The organism is Ramlibacter humi (genome assembly GCF_004681975.1).
Classification (GTDB): domain Bacteria; phylum Pseudomonadota; class Gammaproteobacteria; order Burkholderiales; family Burkholderiaceae_C; genus Ramlibacter; species Ramlibacter humi.
On the sequence record NZ_SMLK01000015.1, the window covers coordinates 1 to 14779 of the forward strand.

Annotated in this window: 19 protein-coding genes; 5 read left to right on the top strand and 14 right to left on the bottom strand. The window is 69.0% G+C overall.

The window, feature by feature from the left end; all coding sequences use genetic code 11:
• Positions 1–138: 138 nt before the first annotated feature.
• Together infA and EZ216_RS21040 are read right to left on the bottom strand one after the other, a co-directional pair.
• The gene (infA, locus tag EZ216_RS21035) at positions 139–399 is read right to left on the bottom strand and encodes a translation initiation factor IF-1 (protein ID WP_135251770.1); all 261 of its coding nucleotides are present in this window, start codon (positions 397–399) and stop codon (positions 139–141) included.
• A 24-nt stretch (positions 400–423) separates the two neighbouring features.
• Positions 424–1380, bottom strand: coding sequence for an aldo/keto reductase (locus EZ216_RS21040; RefSeq protein ID WP_135251771.1), 957 nt, complete (start codon positions 1378–1380; stop codon positions 424–426).
• A gap of 114 nt (positions 1381–1494) precedes the next feature.
• Here EZ216_RS21040 and EZ216_RS21045 point away from each other — a divergent pair, with 114 nt between their 5' ends.
• Genes EZ216_RS21045 through EZ216_RS21060 form a run of 4 tightly spaced genes read left to right on the top strand, consistent with a single transcriptional unit; the run spans position 1495 to position 6046 of the window.
• Positions 1495–1914: a GFA family protein gene (locus tag EZ216_RS21045; protein WP_135251772.1), complete on the top strand. Its 420-nt coding sequence runs from the start codon at positions 1495–1497 to the stop codon at positions 1912–1914.
• Between the two features lie 11 nt (positions 1915–1925).
• Positions 1926–3398, top strand: a complete 1473-nt coding sequence (locus EZ216_RS21050; protein WP_135251773.1) for a sensor histidine kinase — start codon at positions 1926–1928, stop codon at positions 3396–3398.
• The gene (locus EZ216_RS21055; RefSeq protein WP_135251774.1) at positions 3395–4075 is read left to right on the top strand and encodes a winged helix-turn-helix domain-containing protein; all 681 of its coding nucleotides are present in this window, start codon (positions 3395–3397) and stop codon (positions 4073–4075) included. The genes EZ216_RS21050 and EZ216_RS21055 overlap by 4 nt, the downstream gene beginning before the upstream one ends.
• Before the next feature lie 57 nt (positions 4076–4132).
• Positions 4133–6046 carry a potassium transporter Kup gene (locus tag EZ216_RS21060; RefSeq protein WP_135251775.1) on the top strand — a complete coding sequence of 638 codons (1914 nt, stop codon included), beginning with the start codon at positions 4133–4135 and terminating at the stop codon, positions 6044–6046.
• A gap of 3 nt (positions 6047–6049) precedes the next feature.
• Here the strand turns inward: EZ216_RS21060 and EZ216_RS21065 are convergent, their stop codons facing one another.
• From EZ216_RS21065 to EZ216_RS21110, 10 genes are all read right to left on the bottom strand, one after another.
• Positions 6050–6409: a RidA family protein gene (locus tag EZ216_RS21065; RefSeq protein ID WP_239024475.1), complete on the bottom strand. Its 360-nt coding sequence runs from the start codon at positions 6407–6409 to the stop codon at positions 6050–6052.
• Between the two features lie 68 nt (positions 6410–6477).
• Positions 6478–7614, bottom strand: coding sequence for a DSD1 family PLP-dependent enzyme (locus EZ216_RS21070; protein ID WP_135251788.1), 1137 nt, complete (start codon positions 7612–7614; stop codon positions 6478–6480).
• A gap of 37 nt (positions 7615–7651) precedes the next feature.
• Positions 7652–8200 carry a hypothetical protein gene (locus EZ216_RS21075; protein ID WP_135251777.1) on the bottom strand — a complete coding sequence of 183 codons (549 nt, stop codon included), beginning with the start codon at positions 8198–8200 and terminating at the stop codon, positions 7652–7654.
• Between the two features lie 162 nt (positions 8201–8362).
• Positions 8363–8569, bottom strand: a complete 207-nt coding sequence (locus EZ216_RS21080) for a hypothetical protein (protein ID WP_135251778.1) — start codon at positions 8567–8569, stop codon at positions 8363–8365.
• A 63-nt stretch (positions 8570–8632) separates the two neighbouring features.
• Positions 8633–9349, bottom strand: coding sequence for a site-2 protease family protein (locus EZ216_RS21085; protein ID WP_135251779.1), 717 nt, complete (start codon positions 9347–9349; stop codon positions 8633–8635).
• 2 nt (positions 9350–9351) lie between these two features.
• Positions 9352–10305, bottom strand: a complete 954-nt coding sequence (locus EZ216_RS21090) for a DUF2167 domain-containing protein (protein ID WP_135251780.1) — start codon at positions 10303–10305, stop codon at positions 9352–9354.
• Between the two features lie 116 nt (positions 10306–10421).
• Entirely contained in the window at positions 10422–11000 is a 579-nt protein-coding gene (locus tag EZ216_RS21095; protein ID WP_135251781.1) for a hypothetical protein, read from the bottom strand.
• Between the two features lie 33 nt (positions 11001–11033).
• Positions 11034–11498, bottom strand: a complete 465-nt coding sequence (locus tag EZ216_RS21100) for a VOC family protein (RefSeq protein ID WP_135251782.1) — start codon at positions 11496–11498, stop codon at positions 11034–11036.
• An 11-nt stretch (positions 11499–11509) separates the two neighbouring features.
• A complete protein-coding gene (locus EZ216_RS21105) occupies positions 11510–11962 on the bottom strand; it encodes a hypothetical protein (RefSeq protein ID WP_167773014.1) in 453 nt (150 codons plus the stop codon).
• A 224-nt stretch (positions 11963–12186) separates the two neighbouring features.
• Positions 12187–12384 carry a hypothetical protein gene (locus EZ216_RS21110; protein ID WP_135251784.1) on the bottom strand — a complete coding sequence of 66 codons (198 nt, stop codon included), beginning with the start codon at positions 12382–12384 and terminating at the stop codon, positions 12187–12189.
• A 404-nt stretch (positions 12385–12788) separates the two neighbouring features.
• Between EZ216_RS21110 and EZ216_RS21115 the strand changes: the two genes are divergently transcribed.
• Entirely contained in the window at positions 12789–13010 is a 222-nt protein-coding gene (locus EZ216_RS21115) for a hypothetical protein (RefSeq protein ID WP_135251785.1), read from the top strand.
• Between the two features lie 137 nt (positions 13011–13147).
• On the opposite strand, the gene EZ216_RS21120 is transcribed toward EZ216_RS21115, so the two are convergent.
• Together EZ216_RS21120 and EZ216_RS21125 are read right to left on the bottom strand one after the other, a co-directional pair.
• Positions 13148–13456 (bottom strand): hypothetical protein, encoded by a 309-nt coding sequence (locus EZ216_RS21120; RefSeq protein WP_135251786.1) that lies wholly within the window; start codon positions 13454–13456, stop codon positions 13148–13150.
• A 738-nt stretch (positions 13457–14194) separates the two neighbouring features.
• Positions 14195–14614: a GNAT family N-acetyltransferase gene (locus EZ216_RS21125; RefSeq protein ID WP_135251787.1), complete on the bottom strand. Its 420-nt coding sequence runs from the start codon at positions 14612–14614 to the stop codon at positions 14195–14197.
• Positions 14615–14779 lie beyond the last annotated feature (165 nt).

Consider the following 14779-nt stretch of genomic DNA (forward strand, 5'->3'; position numbering starts at 1 on the left):
CACATCGCCTGCGTTCAGGGCTCCTTGCTATGACGGCGATCCCGGACAGCAGTGCGCGAAGGCGGGAATCCATGGCTCCCGCATCGAAGGCGGAAGCCATCGGTCCCCGCCTCCGCGCGGGGACGATGCCGCGCCGGCTCAGCGGCGGCGCTGCTGCGGCGGCGAGTTGCCGTCGCGCGGGGGAAGGTGGCGGAACATGATGCGGCCCTTGCCCAGGTCGTAGGGCGAAAGCTCCAGCGTCACGTAGTCGCCGGCGATGATGCGGATGTGGTTCTTGCGCATCTTGCCGCCGCTGTACGCGATGAGACTGTGCCCGTTTTCGAGCACAACGCGGTAGCGCGAGTCGGGCAGGACTTCTTCCACCCGGCCGCGCATCTCGATGAGTTCTTCCTTGGCCATGTCGCCTGGAATTGTAGAGGCGGGTCAGCCTTCCGCGCTGGCCTCGTTCAGCTTGCGGATCGCGGCAGCGTCCAGCTTCAGGCTGGCCGCTTCCACCAGTTCCTTCAGCTGGTCCAGCGAGCTGGCGCTGGCGATGGGCGAAGTGATGCCGGGCTGGGCCATCACCCACGCGATGGCCACCTGCCCCGGCGTGCGCCCCGCCTGGCGCGCGACGTCGTCCAGCGCGTCCAGGATGCCGGTGCCGCGCTCGTTCAGGTACTTCTTCACTGCCGAAGCGCCGCGCGGGCTCTTGTCGGCGTCGGCGGGGCGGCGGTACTTGCCGGTGAGGAAGCCGGCCGCCAGCGAATAGAAGTTGATCACGCCCACGTTCTCGCGCCGGCACAGCGGCGCGAGCGCGTCCTCGAACACGGCGCGGTCGTACAGGTTGTAGAGCGGCTGCAGGCTTTCGTAGCGCGGCAGGCCCTGCTTGCGGCTGGTTTCCAGCGCCTGCGCGAACCGCGGCGCGGTGTAGTTGGAAGCGCCGATCGCGCGCACCTTGCCTTCCTTCACCAGCTTGGCGAAAGCGTCCAGCGTCTCTTCCAGCGGCGTGGCCGCGTCGTCGTCGTGCGACTGGTACAGGTCGATGACGTCGGTCTGCAGGCGCTTGAGCGAAGCTTCCACGGCTTCGCGGATGTAGGCGGGCTTCAGGCCGATGCGGCCGTTGCCCATGTCCTTGCCCACCTTGGTGGCGATGACCACCCGGCCGCGCTTGCCCGACTGCTTCAGCCACTTGCCGATGACCGTCTCCGATTCGCCGCCCGCGTGGCCGGGCACCCAGCGCGAATACACGTCGGCGGTGTCGACGAAGTTGAAGCCGGCGTCCACCCAGGCGTCGAGCAGCGAGAACGAAGTCTTCTCGTCGGCGGTCCAGCCGAACACGTTGCCGCCGAAGCACAGCGGCGAGACCTGCAGGGACGATTGGCCGAGGGGGCGGAAGTTCATGGCGGGACTGGCTTGCTTCGTGAGGGGAAAAGGCGATTCTGCGGCAGCCGCGCGGAGCTTGCAGGGCGGCGCTACGATGGGCTGGCGCGGCACGTGCCGCGCGCGGAGCACCCCATGCTGATCCATGGCCGCTGTCACTGCGGCAACCTGCGCTTCGAACTCGACTGGCGGCCCGAGCCCGCCGCCATCCCGGCGCGCGCCTGCGACTGCGGCTTCTGCACGCGCCATGGCGGCGTGTGGACGTCCTGCCCGGCCGGCGCGCTGCGGGTCACGGTGGAAGACCCGGCGCAGGTCAACCGCTACACCTTCGCGACGCGCACCGCCGTGTTCCACGTCTGCCGGCGGTGCGGCGTGGTGCCGCTGGTCACCAGCAGCATCGAAGGCCGCGAGTACGCGGTGGTCAACGTGAACAGCTTCGATGGCCTGCCGCCGGGGCTGGTGCAGCCGGCACCGGTGTCGTTCGGGAACGAGACCGAGGCGCAGCGGCTGGCGCGGCGCGCGCGCAACTGGATCGCCGACGTCCGGTTCGCCTGACCGCACCCGGCATGAAGCGCCGCACGCCCGCCCTGCACTGGCTGCTGGCCGCCGCGGTGCCCGCCGCCGCGACCGCCGCCTGCCACGCGCTGGACGGCCGGATGTCGCTGGCCGGCCTCGCGATGGTGTACCTGGTGGCCGTCGTCGTCACCGCGCTGGCGCTGGACCGCGGTGCCGCGCTGCTGGCATCGCTGCTGTCGGTGGCCGCGCTCAATTTCTTCTTCGTTCCGCCGCAACACAGCTTCCGCGTCGACGGCGCCGAATCCTGGTGGATGCTGGCCGTGCTGCTGGGTTTGTCGGTGGCGCTGCAATCGCTGATCGCGAGCCTGCGCGAAAAGCGCGTGCAAGCCGAACTCGCCCACGCGCGCGCGGCGGAACTGCATGCATTGGGCGAAGCGCTGGCGGCCTGCCGCGGGCATGAAGCGATGGCGCTGGAAGCCGCCCGCTTCCTCGAAGCATCGCTTCGCCGGCCATGCGCCGTGTTCCTGCGCGAAGGCGAAGGCCTCCGCCGCATCGGTGGCGACCCCGCCGCGGCCTGGCAACCTTCCGCCGCCGAGTGGGCGCTGGCGCACGGCCGCGTGGTGGGCCGGGGCTGCGACGACTGGCCCGACCTGGCCCTGTGGTGCGCGCCCTTCCACCGCGACGCGCCGCTGGGCGCCATGCAGTGGCTGCTGCCGTCGGACGGCAGGCCTTCCGAAGAAACGCGCCTGCACTGGCAGGCGCTCGCGCGGCAAGCGGGCCTGGCCATCGAACGCGAGTACGCCGCCGAATCGGCGCGCCAGGCACAGGACAGCGCGCACGCCGAAGCGGCGCGCAACACCCTGCTCGCCTCGCTGTCGCACGACCTGCGCACGCCTTTGGCCGGCATCCTGGGCAGCGCCAGCGCGCTGCGCACGCATGGCGCGGACCTGCCGCCGGCCGAGCGGGATCGCCTGCTGGCCGGCCTGGAAGACGAGGCGCGCGACCTGTCGCTGATGGCGGACAACATCCTGCAGATGGCGCGCCTGTCGCAGCCGACATCGCAGCTGCGCCTGCAGTGGGAATCGGCCGAGGAGATCCTCGGCGCCACGGTGGCGCGCATGCGCCGCCGCTGGCCGCACGCGCGCATCGAGCTGAAGGTGGCGCCGGGCCTGCCGCCGCTGCGCGCGGAGGCGGGCCTGCTCGCGCAGCTGGTGGCCAACCTGGTGGACAACGCGGTGCGCCATGGCGGTAGCAGGCCGCACGTGGTGCTGCGCGCCGGACGCGGCCGCGATGGCCTGTTCCTGGCCGTGCGCGACCACGGCGAAGGCCTGCCTGCGGGTGATCCGCAGGCGCTGTTCTCGCGCTTCGGGCAATCGCAGCGCGACGGCGCATCGGGCCTGGGCCTCGCGCTGTGCCGTCTCATCGCGCAAGCGCACGGCGGGACGATCGAGGCGCGGCGCTGCGAGCCGGGCGCCGAGTTCCGCGTCGACCTCCCCGTGCCGGAGAAGGAGGGCACGGTATGACCCGGCCGGACATCCTGGTGGTCGAAGACGAAGGCCCGATCGCGCAGTTCGTCGGCGCCAGCCTCAGTGCCGCGGGCATGTCGCCGCGCGTGGTGGGCACCGTGCGCGATGCCCGGCGCGAGTGGCGCGATGCACAGTTGCTCGTCGTGGACCTCGGGCTGCCCGACGAGGACGGACTCACCTTGATCCGCGAAGTGCGCGCGCTGGCCCCCACGCCCATCCTGGTGCTGTCGGCGCGCGCGCAGGAGGCGCAGAAGATCGAGGCGCTGGATGCCGGCGCCGACGATTACCTGACCAAGCCGTTCGGCGTGGGCGAACTGCTGGCCCGCGTGCGCGCGATGCTGAGGCGCGCCGGCGCGTCGCCCCTGCCCGCGCCGCGCCTGCAGATCGGCGAACTGGACTTTGATCGCGAATCGCGCGAACTGCAGGTCGGCGGCCGGCCCGTGCACCTGACCCCGCTGGAGTTCAAGCTCTTCGAGCGCCTGTCGCGCACGCCCGGCAAGGTGGTCACCCACCGCCAGCTGCTGGCCGACGTGTGGGGCAACGACCAGGTGGACCAGCTGCACTACCTGCGCATCTACATGGGCCACCTGCGCGCCAAGATCGAAGCCGACCCGGCCGAGCCACGCTGGCTGCTGACCGAGCTGGGCGTGGGCTACCGGCTCGCTGACGAGTAGCACGGGCCCGAACCACGTTTATGCGTTTTTTATGCGCCGCGGGCGACAACCGCGGCCATGGACACACCCTCAGCCGCCCTTCCCTCCCCCATCGCGCCTTCCGCCCGCGGCCACGGCACCGCGGGGCTGGCGCTCGCCGCCCTGGGCGTCGTGTACGGCGACATCGGCACCAGCCCGCTGTACGCGGTCAAGGAGATCTTCTCGCCCGCCACCGGCGTGCCGCTGCAGCCGGACACGATCGTCGGCGCGGTATCCGTCGTGTTCTGGCTGCTGATGGCGGTGGTCACGCTCAAGTACGTGACGCTGATCATGCGCGCCAGCAACCACGGCGAAGGCGGCATCATGGCCCTGCTCGCCCTGGCGGCCGGCACCGCCGCCGGCAAGCCCGCGCTGCGCCGCCGCCTGCTGCTGGCCGGCACCTTCGGTGCCTGCCTGTTCTACGGCGACAGCGTGCTCACGCCGGCCGTGTCGGTGATGAGCGCGGTGGAAGGCCTGGAGGTGGCGACGCCCGCGCTGAAGCCCTGGGTGCTGCCGCTGTCCGCCGGCATCCTGGCGGCGCTGTTCCTGGTGCAGCGCCACGGCACCGGCACGGTGGGCCGCTTCTTCGGCCCGGTGATCGTGTTGTGGTTCGCGGCGCTGGCCGTCGTCGGCGTCTGGCAGATCGCGCAGGCACCGCAGGTGCTGCAGGCCCTGGACCCGCGGCACGCGTGGCATTTCCTCGCGACGCGCGGCTGGGGCCTGTTCGCCGCCGTCGGCGCGGTGGTGCTGGCCATCACGGGCGCGGAGGCGCTGTACGCCGACATGGGCCACTTCGGCGCGCGGCCGATCCGCCTGGCGTGGAGCCTGGTGGTGCTGCCCGCGCTGGCGCTGAACTACGCCGGCCAGGGCGCGCTGCTGCTGCGCGACCCGCAGGCCGTGGCCAACCCGTTCTACCTGAGCTTTCCGCCGGCGCTGCTGCTGCCCGCGGTGGCCGTCGCGACCGCCGCGACCATCATCGCTTCGCAGGCGGTGATCTCGGGTGCGTACTCGCTCACGCAGCAGGCGGTGCAGCTGGGGCTGCTGCCGCGCATGCGCATCGTGCACACCTCCGCCAGCGAGCGCGGCCAGGTGTACGTGCCTTTCGTCAACTGGGTGCTGCTGGCCGCGGTGGTGCTCGCGTGCTTCGGCTTCGGCAGTTCGTCGGCGATGGCATCCGCGTACGGCATCGCGGTGACCGGCACCATGCTGATCACCACGGGCCTCACGTGGTTCGTCGTGCGCCGCGCGTGGGGCTACCCGCTGTGGGTGTCGGTGCCCGCGACCGCGCTGTTCATCGCGCTGGACACGCTGCTGTTCCTTTCGTGCTCCACCAAGTTCGTCGAAGGCGGCTGGTTCCCCCTGGCGCTGGCCGCGCTGCTGCTGGTGGCCATGACGGCGTGGTACCGCGGACGCGAGGCGCTGTCGCAGGCGATGCGGCAGGACATGCTGGCGCTGCCCGATTTCGTCCGCGGCACCGACCTGCCCGCGGCCGTGACCCGCGTCGACCGCACCGCGGTGTTCCTGGCCGCCGAGCCCGGCATCGTGCCGCAGGCCTTGCTGCACAACATGAAGCACAACCTGGTGCTGCACCGGCGCAACGTGGTGCTGACCGTGCGCTTCCTGGAAGAGCCTTCCGTGCCCGCCGCGCGCCGCGTGGAAGTGGAAGACCTGGGCCACGGCTTCTGGCAGGTGACGGCCAGCTTCGGCTTCATGGACACGCCCGATGTGCCCGCCGCGCTGGCCCTGTGCGAGCCGCACGGGCTGCCCATCGACCTGTTCGCCACCTCGTTCTTCCTCAGCCGCGAAACCGTGGTGCCGCGCCTGGGCTCGGGCATGGCGCGCTGGCGGCAGAACCTGTTCGGGGCGATGTCGCGCAACGCGGGCCGCGCGGTGGACTTCTTCCGCATCCCCAGCAACGCGGTGATCGAGCTGGGGACGCGGGTGCAGCTGTGAAGGCTACGCGCCGGGCACGGCGGCGACCGCTTCGACTTCGATCTTGAAGCCGTAATGCAGCGCGCCGGCGGGCACCACCGCGCGGCTGGGGCGGTGGTCGCCGGCCCACTTCGCGTACACCCCGTTGAACGCCGGCCAGTTGGCGAGGTCGTCCACGTACACGCGCACCTGCACCAGGTGCGCGACGCCGCTGCCGCAGCCTTCCAGCACCGCTTGCACGTTGGCCAGCACCTGTTCAGCCTGGCGCTCGAACGGCGCATCGCTCAGCTTTTCGCCGGCGGGCGTGATGGGCAGCTGACCCGAGACGAACACGAAACCGTTGGCGACCGTGCCGTGGCTGTAGTGGCCGCCGGGGGTGGCCATCGTGGCCGGATTGACCGACCTGATGTCACTCCCTCCCTCTCTGGGGGAGGGTTGGGGTGGGGGCACGCTCACCATCCGTAGAACCTCGGCCAAGTCACCACGGCGCCATCCTTCCCCACGGCTTCGTACTGCGGAAACTGCGCCCCCGTCGCGCAGGCATGGTTCGGCAGGATGCGCAGCCGCGTGCCCACCGGGAACCGCTTCTCGATGTCCTCGTCCTTCGCGCCTTCGCGCGACAGGATGCCGTGCTCCTGGTTGGCGCCGGTGAGCACGTAGCCCGGGAGCACGTTGCCGTCCTCGCCGCACACCTGGCCGTAGCCGTAGTCGTGCCGCTGCTTCTGCGTGCCGCGGTCGCGGCTCATGGCCATCCAGCCCGCGTCGACGATGGCCCAGCCTTTCTCCGGCTGGTGGCCGATGACGGTGGTGAGCACCGACAGCGCGATGTCCTGCGGCGCGCACACGCCCACGTTGGCCATCACCAGGTCGAAGAACACGTACACGCCCGCGCGCACTTCCGTCACGCCGGGCAGCGATTTCGCGCTGAGCGCCGTGGGCGTGGAACCCACGCTGACGTTGGGGCAGGCCCAGCCTTGCTCGCGCAGGCGCTCGGCCGCGCGCACGCAGCCCGCCCTTTCCTGCTCGGCCATCGCGGCCAGCGCCTCGGGCGTGTCCAGGTCGTAGCTGCTGCCCGCGTGCGTCATCACGCCGCCCAATACGGCGCCGCTTTCGACCAGCGCGCGGCCCACCTCGATGAGCTGCGCCGATTCGGGCTTCACGCCGGAGCGGTGGCCGTCGGTGTCGATCTCGATCCACACCTCGAGGGTGATGCCCTCCTCGCGCGCGGCACGCCCGATCTCCGCCGCGGCCGCGGCGTTGTCGGTGATCACTTTGAGGTTGCAGCCGGCCTGCCGCAGCGCCAGCACCTGCTGCAGCTTGCCCGGCACCAGCCCGACCGCGTACAGGATGTCGTCGAAGCCGGCGGCGTGGAACTGCTGCGCTTCCTTCAGCGTGGACACCGTGATGCCGCGGGCGCCGGCTTCCAGCTGCGCGCGGGCGATCTCGATGCACTTGGTGGTCTTGACGTGCGGGCGGAACTTCACGCCCAGCGAATCCAGGCGCGACTGCATGCGGGCGATGTTGCGCGCGAGGCGCTCGCGGTCCACCAGGGCCGCGGGGGTGTCCAGGGTTGAGAGCATGGGCCGCATTGTGCGCCGGGCCATGCGCCCGGCGCGCTGAAGCGCGTCAGTCCAGCGGCGAAGGCGCGGTGGTGATGGGCGGCTCCAGGCCGTCGGGCAGCAGCTCGGCCAGGCGGTCGCGCACGGTGGCGGCGCGCTCCGTGCCTGCCACCTGCTCCACGTGGTCCAGGATCTCCTGCGCGGCCGCGACCATGGACAAGCCGTCGCGCGCCTCGCGCAGCATCGACCGGAAACGCTCGGCCACCTGCGGCGAGCGGCGCACGAACATGCGTTCGCAGACGTCGAAGAGGAACATGCGCGCGGCGGCGAGCGAGCGGCGCGACTCGGGCGCCGCGGCGGATGGCTCCGCCGCAGCCGTTGGGACGGGCTCAGCCGTTTGGGGCGGCGGCACCGCGCCGGCCTGGGCGGCTTCGACGTGCCCTGTGGCCAGCAGCGCTTCGATCAGCGCCGGCGTAGAAGGCCCCAGCGCCGCGTGCAGGTCGCGGGCTTCCATCGGGGCATTGAGCATGAACAGCACGCCGCGCTCGCGCAGGCCCAGCTCGCGCGAGCGCGAACGCAGTTCCTCGGTGCCTTTGGTGGTTCGACGCAGCAGCATGGATGACGCACTCCGGCGAGGAGTAAACACCGCGCGCGTGACCGGCGCATGGCAGCGGCCGTCACGGGGCTGTCATGCGGCCCCGAGGGTGCCCTTGCCTTCGTCCACCAGTTGCAGCGATTTTCATGGGGCGTCCCGGCTGCGCTCGCAGCAAGACCGCTGCTACTTCGAAGCCGCCTCGGCCGCCGAAGCCTCGGTGGCCTGCATGGCCTCGCCCAGCTTCTTCTTCAACTGCGCTTCCTGCGCCTTGGCTTGCTGCGCCTGTTCGGCCTGCAGGTTGCCGACGGTGGCCGCCGTGCTGGCGACGTCGGCGCCGCAACCGGCCAGAAGGACCGTGGCAGCGGACAACAGGATGGCGGGCTTCAACATGGGTTCTCCTTGAATTCAATCGGGATTGGGCATGCGCGGCAACGCGAAGTCAACGCGGAACGATCAGCGATGCAGCGTGCCCAGCATCTCGTGCGTGTCGTGCGCCATCACGGCCAGGAAGGCGAGCAGCCCGAGGTAATACATGGCGTACGTGAAACGCGTCTCCGCGGATGCGGCGTAGTACTGCGCGTTTTCCGGCGCGCCGGCGTCGTACTTCCAGGCCTTCACCAGCTGCGGCGCCGCCAGGATGGCCATCAGCACCAGCAGCGGGCTGGGCCGCCACAGGAACATGCCCACCAGCAGCGGCGCGCCCAGCAGCCAGATGCGCGGCGACAGCACCGCGGTGATGCGGCCGCCATCGAACGGCGACAGCGGGATGAGGTTGAACAGGTTCAGGAAGAACCCCGCATACGCGAGCGCCAGCAACAGCCGGCTGTCGTTGTCGCGCGCGAGGAAGTAGCAGCCCAGCGCGCCGACGGTGCCCAGCAGCGGACCGGCCAGGCCCACCCACGCTTCGGTCTCGGCGTTGTGCGGCTGTTCCTTCAGTTCGATCCACGCGCCCACGAAAGGCAGGAAGGTGGGCAGGCCCACGTCCAGCCCGCGCTGGCGTGCCGCGAGGTAGTGCCCGAGCTCGTGCACGAAGATCAGCCCGACGAACCCCACCGCGTAGCGCCAGCCGAAGACGAAGGCGTACGCGACGATGGACAGCAGCATGGAGCCGCCGGACAGCAGGACCTTGCCCAGCTTGCCGGCGGCCAGCAGGGCCAGGAGCAGCTTCATGCTCAGGCCTTGGGCGGCGTGCCGCCCGGGCCCATGGGCGCGGGCACGGTGTCTTCGGCGGCGGCCACCGCCGGCTGGCGGCGCTTGAACAGCTTGGTGATGCTCCACAGCGCGGCGCCGCCGGCCACCACGATGACCTTGGCAAACTTCGCCAGGAAGGCCAGTGCCAGCGCGAACAGGCCCAGCTTCTTGGCCGCCGCGCCGGCCACCAGCGCCGCCAGCCCGTACGCGGCGACGTGGTCGGTGGAGCTGTTGAAGTCGGTGTAGCGGCGGCCGCCGTTGTATTCCAGCGAGGACAGCAGCTGCAGCGCCGAAGGCTTGTGCTGCGGCAGCAGGTCCAGGTCGGTGACCAGGTTCAGGCTGATGTAGCCTTCGCGGCCCAGGGCGTAGGTGTTGTAGTTGACGCCCAGGCCCTGCGTGCCGGTGGTGCCCTTGTCGCGCGTGGAGGCCGACCACACCAGCCGGTGATTGCCGGCGTTGTAGGCCGGTGCTTCGGCCCAGCCCACGATCTCCATCTCGGGGATGCCCTTCTTCGCCCTCTCCTGGTTGCCGGCTTCAGTGCCTTCACGCAGGCTCTTCAGCAGGTCGTCGGCGTTCCAGTCCTTGGCGTCGCTGTCGGCGATGTGGCCTTCGTTGATGTAGCGCACCACCGCGAACCAAGGCGCCTTCCCCACCGGGAACACCGTGCCCACCAGCGTGCTGCCGCCGCTGTTGCCCATGCTGCGCAGCAGGCGCTCGCTTTCCGCCTGCGGGATGAAGACGTAGCCATCCGGCAGCTTCAGCACCGCCTGGTCGCGCACCGGCACGTCGGCCGGGCCGGCCACCTTCACCTTGCCGGCCGCTTCGAAGGCCGCCTTCTGCTCCGCCTCGGCCTGCGCGTTCTGCGCGTGCGCCGCCGCGGCGCCCAGCAGGCCCGCCACCGCGAGCACCCACGCCAGCATCCACTTCCTGTTCATGCCGCTCTCCTCCTCGTTGATCGGGTCAATGTAGCGGCATCGCGCGGCGAAGCCATGGCCTGCAAGTGCAGTAAGGCGCGGGTGCGCTGGGCCACCAAAGCCGGGGGTTCACCCCATCACAGCCGGGATCCCTCGGCCCACAACCTGTCTTTCCCCACGGATCGATACCACGCGAGGAAGTCGCTGCGGTACCCCTCGAAAGGCTGGGAGAGCGGCACGCGAGGATCCTCGCTGAGGCCGTAGGCCATGCCTTCCACGAACCACGACGGCTTGGCCAGGAGCCGCAGCACGCCGAATTCCCGCGCCTGCAGGTAGTGGATCAGTTCATGGCGCACGTAGTACGGCTTCCACGCCCGCGGACCGATCACGGTTCCGAATGTCCCCACGGTCACCGCCGACCGCGCACCCAGGCCGAAGTGGTCGGCACAAGCTTGCGACGAGCAAAACGTCACCCGCGGGTGGCCGGGGATGCGGGAGACCTTCGCATCGACGAACTGCACGGCCTGCGCGTACAGGGCCGCGGCTTCAGCCGACTTGGACGTGTCGTCGACACAGACCGTCGTAGTCGTGCAAGTGACGCCAGCCCACTCGGGCGCGATGACACGGACGGGCTTCACCAGGGCCCAGGCCAGTGCCGGCACGATGGCAAGGACCACAAGCGCCAGGCGCTTCAGCGGAGGTTTCTCAAGCGGCATGGCGCAAGCTTCGTGCGGGTCCTGTTTCCATTCTCAACGCCCAGATTCCTTCGCTCCGGCCTGCCCGACCTCCTGCGCGAGCCCGATGAGAATGCCTTCCGGCCCGCGGATGTAGCAGAGCCGGTACGAGTCCTGGTACCGAACGACTTCACCGACCAGCTTCGCGCCGCGCTTGCCAAGACGCGCGAGGGTGTCGTCGATGTCTTCGACGGCGAACATGATGCGCAGATAACCAAGCGCGTTGACCGGAGCGCCGCGGTGATCGGCCACCACGGGCGGCGCCAGGAATCGGGAGATCTCCAGGCGGCTGTGGCCATCCGGCGTGCGCATCATGGCGATCTCGACGCGCATGTCGGGCAGCCCCGTGACACGGCCCGCCCAGGCGCCTTCGATGGGCGCGCGGCCTTCCAGCCGAAGGCCAAGTTCGCTGAAGAACTCGATCGCGGCGTCGAGGTCTTCCACGACGATGCCGACGTTGTCCATGCGCTTCACTGTCATGCTGTTTCCTTTCAGGACATGTCTTCCGGGGCGTGGAGAGACAAGGCCCACTGCGCGTAGCGCCGGACGTACGGCTTGTCGCTTTGCGCGATCTGCCGGCACGCCAGCAGTGTCTTCTCCAGATCGAGGTGCATCGCGAGTCTCAGCTGGTCCTTGAACTGCTCCGAGAACAGGCCGAGACGCAGCCGCTGCGTGATGCAGTCGACAAGCGCTGTTCGATGGGTGCGGCCCAGGTCGCAGTGCTTCAGCCTGCGACACATCAGGGCGCGGGCGCGGCCGTGCCAGAGGCCTTTGGTGTCCGCCAGAACGAAGTTGACGCAACGTTCGACGGCGGCCGTGTCACAGGCCAGGAGTTCATCGGCCAAACCGTGGAGTTCGACCTTCGTCAAGGTCTTGAAGTCGGCGTGCGGTTCGGGAACTGGTGATCGGTTCATGTGCGCTCTGGCGGCCGATTTGACCAGCACGCTTTGTAGAAAAAACATACCCGCGGCCCGCGATTGTGGACAACTTCCAGTGGCCATGCGTGTATTGGCGCCCGCGCAACTCAACTGGACAGGACGGCGCGCGAGAGCAGATGTCCGCTTCCGGCCACAAGAGGACGAAGCGGAGGCGGTGCGGGCGCCTGGCTGCGGCGGCTTCGGGCCTCAGCGCGACGCAACCGGTTCGTCGGAGCGGTCACGATGAAGGATCAGGGCGTGACGTCCAGCGGGATTACCTGCATCCACCCGTCAGGGCAGGACACGACCGCCGGGTAGTACGCACCCAGGCCCGGGCAGTAGAACCAGACCGGCGCGCCTGCCGGCACCACGACCTCATAGGGCCACGGGTACCAGAAGCCGTCGGCCACCCACCACCAGCCGGGCAGGCCGCCACGGAATCCATGCACGAAGTGCCCGTGATGCGGGAAGCGACCATGATGGACGAAGCGGCCACCTTGCACGACCCCGGCCCCGGGGACCACGCCGTTCGAGAGCCGGCCATCGTGCGCGAAACCGCCGCCCCGCAATGGCGCCTGGTGGACGTTGCCCGCGCCGCGAGAACCCGGGCCAGCGCCTCCGCGAGCCATGCCGCTCCCGTGCCCCATGTCGCCGCCCTCGCGCGCGAACGCGCAGGAGGCTCCGGCCACCAAGATGGCAGCGATGAGACCTGCGATGCGAAGCGATCCCATGGCGACCTCCTCGACAGTGGCAGCCGCGACGTCAATGTTGGACTCGTTTCACCTCGCCGAAGTTCGCTCGACAGCGCGCCGCCGCGGCGCAGCGATTGCGCCCGCCGCGGCGCCGAAGCACAGTGCCGGCATTCAAGTCGCGGCAGCCGGACGCCGGCTGCCGCGACACCAAGCTCGGCTTGATTCTGGCGCACAAGTCGCTCGGCATCGCGGCGCGCCTGGATCAGGAAACCGTTGTTGAGGCAGCGGCTCGCAGCATGCATGCGATCCACTTCGATCACGTGCGCAATCAAGTTGCCGCGCTGGCAGCCCGGCTTCGTGGCGAATTCGATCCGCCGGCCTGATGTCTGCTTCCGGCCAGGATCAGTCCTGCCACCGCGTCCCTCGCAAGGTTGCTTGAGTAGGCCCTTGTAGTAGAAATGACCGGCGGACAGTAGGCCGGCGAACGCTGGCCGATAAGACGCCCGTATCGATTGCCAAATTAGGGCGCAACGCGAACCTCCACCCGTCGAATGTCGTCAGCGGGCGGACCATAGCGCAGTGTCGCGACGACATTCCGAATGCAGGCAGTTGAAGCCAGGATAGGCTTCACCGCCGAGAACAGAGCATCTGCGTCGGGGCCGTACATATAGAGGACTCCGTCCCTCCCGCTCACTGCAACTTCGTTACCGTCGTACTCGCCGGCATCAGCAGCAGCGATAGCCTCTTCAAGCTCCTCCTCGAGGCCGAAGAGTGGTTCGAGGTCAGTGCTGCCGTAGTCGAAGCGGACGATGACTGCATGTTCTGACATGGCGTTTCCTTGCGCTCTAACGTGAAGGTGACCGGCACGTTGCGGCAAGGGGCCGCACGGTGCAGGATATCCAACGGCGCCTCGCTGCACCTTGCCGCAACGTGTCCGAGTCGACCGACCTGTTAGATGGCGCCATCACGAACGCCCGCCTTCGAAGTCATCCGCACTACAGCAAGAAACGCCACGATAAACACCGCTATATCCACTAGCGGAACCCACCAGCAGCACGCTGATGACAGTTGCCGATCCGCGGTGCTTGTTCAATACCCGAGTTTTCATATGCGGTCTAACGTCGAAGTTGACCGGCACAAGCCGGCGGTGCGCCGCACGGCGTAGGCTCGTCCACACGCCGTGCGGCGCGCCGCCGGCTTGTGTCCGTGTCGAAGCCGTCACTTCCTGCCGTCCCTGCGGTCCCAAGGGGTCGCGCCGAAAAACATCAGCACGGCACAGAAAAAGATCCCCAAGAACTCAAGTCCGCTCGGACCATCTGGCGCTTCTTCGGCCATCAGTCGCTGCACACCTGCCGTATCCGGATTCGCTCTCCGCGCCGAATCAATGTCCTTCACTCTAGCCCGCGCTGGGCAGTGACATACCAAGCAACGCTCTGCATTCGGCTCGTTTGCATGACCGCAAGCGAGACAACGCCAAACGAAGGTAGGCATGAGGGCTAACGTAAAGGTGACCGGCACGTTGCGGCAAGGGGCCGCAACGTGTCCGAGTCGACCGACCTGTTATCCCTCATAGGGCCTTACGCATGATCGCGAGGTAGAAGTTGCCAATGTACTTGTCCATGCGCGCCACCTCCTCGTAACCGTGACGCGCGTAGAACTGCGGCGCTTGCCATTCAAACGTTTCAAGTGCAGCGTTCCTGGCGCCCAGACCACGCGCCAAGCGCTCTGCCTCCACGAGCAACTGTGAGCCAATTCCTTTTCCCCGCAGATCGTCGCTGACCCAGAGCACTTCAACTCGAAGCCAATGCATCGCGACGATGGCCCGGAGGCCACCCACGACTTGCGCCTTCGAGTCGCGAGCGTTCAAGCGGATGTACTGGACCTCTGGGTACTCGCCGACATAGCGGTAGTTGAACTCACGCAGCTGGCGCCCGACATATCCAGAACGGACCTCGTCGCCGGTGGCTGGCGCGACGGTGTAGTTCATGAGGGATAACGTTGAAGGTGACCGGCACGCGCCGGCAGTGCGCCGCGAGGTGCACGATCACCTGCGCGCCTCGCGGCGCGCTGCCGGTGCGTGGGAACTTGCTTCGGTTTAGTTGACACTGGACGCTCCCTGCGTGCGGCTCTCATAGGCCGTTGGGGGCAAGTA

Bases quoted from the DNA above. Each gene is read 5' to 3' on its own strand.
- infA (WP_135251770.1), bottom strand. From the start codon at position 399: ATGGCCAAGGAAGAACTCATCGAGATGCGCGGCCGGGTGGAAGAAGTC.
- EZ216_RS21040 (WP_135251771.1), bottom strand. From the start codon at position 1,380: ATGAACTTCCGCCCCCTCGGCCAATCGTCCCTGCAGGTCTCGCCGCTG.
- EZ216_RS21045 (WP_135251772.1), top strand. From the start codon at position 1,495: ATGCTGATCCATGGCCGCTGTCACTGCGGCAACCTGCGCTTCGAACTC.
- EZ216_RS21050 (WP_135251773.1), top strand. From the start codon at position 1,926: ATGAAGCGCCGCACGCCCGCCCTGCACTGGCTGCTGGCCGCCGCGGTG.
- EZ216_RS21055 (WP_135251774.1), top strand. From the start codon at position 3,395: ATGACCCGGCCGGACATCCTGGTGGTCGAAGACGAAGGCCCGATCGCG.
- EZ216_RS21060 (WP_135251775.1), top strand. From the start codon at position 4,133: ATGGACACACCCTCAGCCGCCCTTCCCTCCCCCATCGCGCCTTCCGCC.
- EZ216_RS21065 (WP_239024475.1), bottom strand. From the start codon at position 6,409: ATGGCCACCCCCGGCGGCCACTACAGCCACGGCACGGTCGCCAACGGT.
- EZ216_RS21070 (WP_135251788.1), bottom strand. From the start codon at position 7,614: ATGCGGCCCATGCTCTCAACCCTGGACACCCCCGCGGCCCTGGTGGAC.
- EZ216_RS21075 (WP_135251777.1), bottom strand. From the start codon at position 8,200: ATGCTGCTGCGTCGAACCACCAAAGGCACCGAGGAACTGCGTTCGCGC.
- EZ216_RS21080 (WP_135251778.1), bottom strand. From the start codon at position 8,569: ATGTTGAAGCCCGCCATCCTGTTGTCCGCTGCCACGGTCCTTCTGGCC.
- EZ216_RS21085 (WP_135251779.1), bottom strand. From the start codon at position 9,349: ATGAAGCTGCTCCTGGCCCTGCTGGCCGCCGGCAAGCTGGGCAAGGTC.
- EZ216_RS21090 (WP_135251780.1), bottom strand. From the start codon at position 10,305: ATGAACAGGAAGTGGATGCTGGCGTGGGTGCTCGCGGTGGCGGGCCTG.
- EZ216_RS21095 (WP_135251781.1), bottom strand. From the start codon at position 11,000: ATGCCGCTTGAGAAACCTCCGCTGAAGCGCCTGGCGCTTGTGGTCCTT.
- EZ216_RS21100 (WP_135251782.1), bottom strand. From the start codon at position 11,498: ATGACAGTGAAGCGCATGGACAACGTCGGCATCGTCGTGGAAGACCTC.
- EZ216_RS21120 (WP_135251786.1), bottom strand. From the start codon at position 13,456: ATGTCAGAACATGCAGTCATCGTCCGCTTCGACTACGGCAGCACTGAC.
- EZ216_RS21125 (WP_135251787.1), bottom strand. From the start codon at position 14,614: ATGAACTACACCGTCGCGCCAGCCACCGGCGACGAGGTCCGTTCTGGA.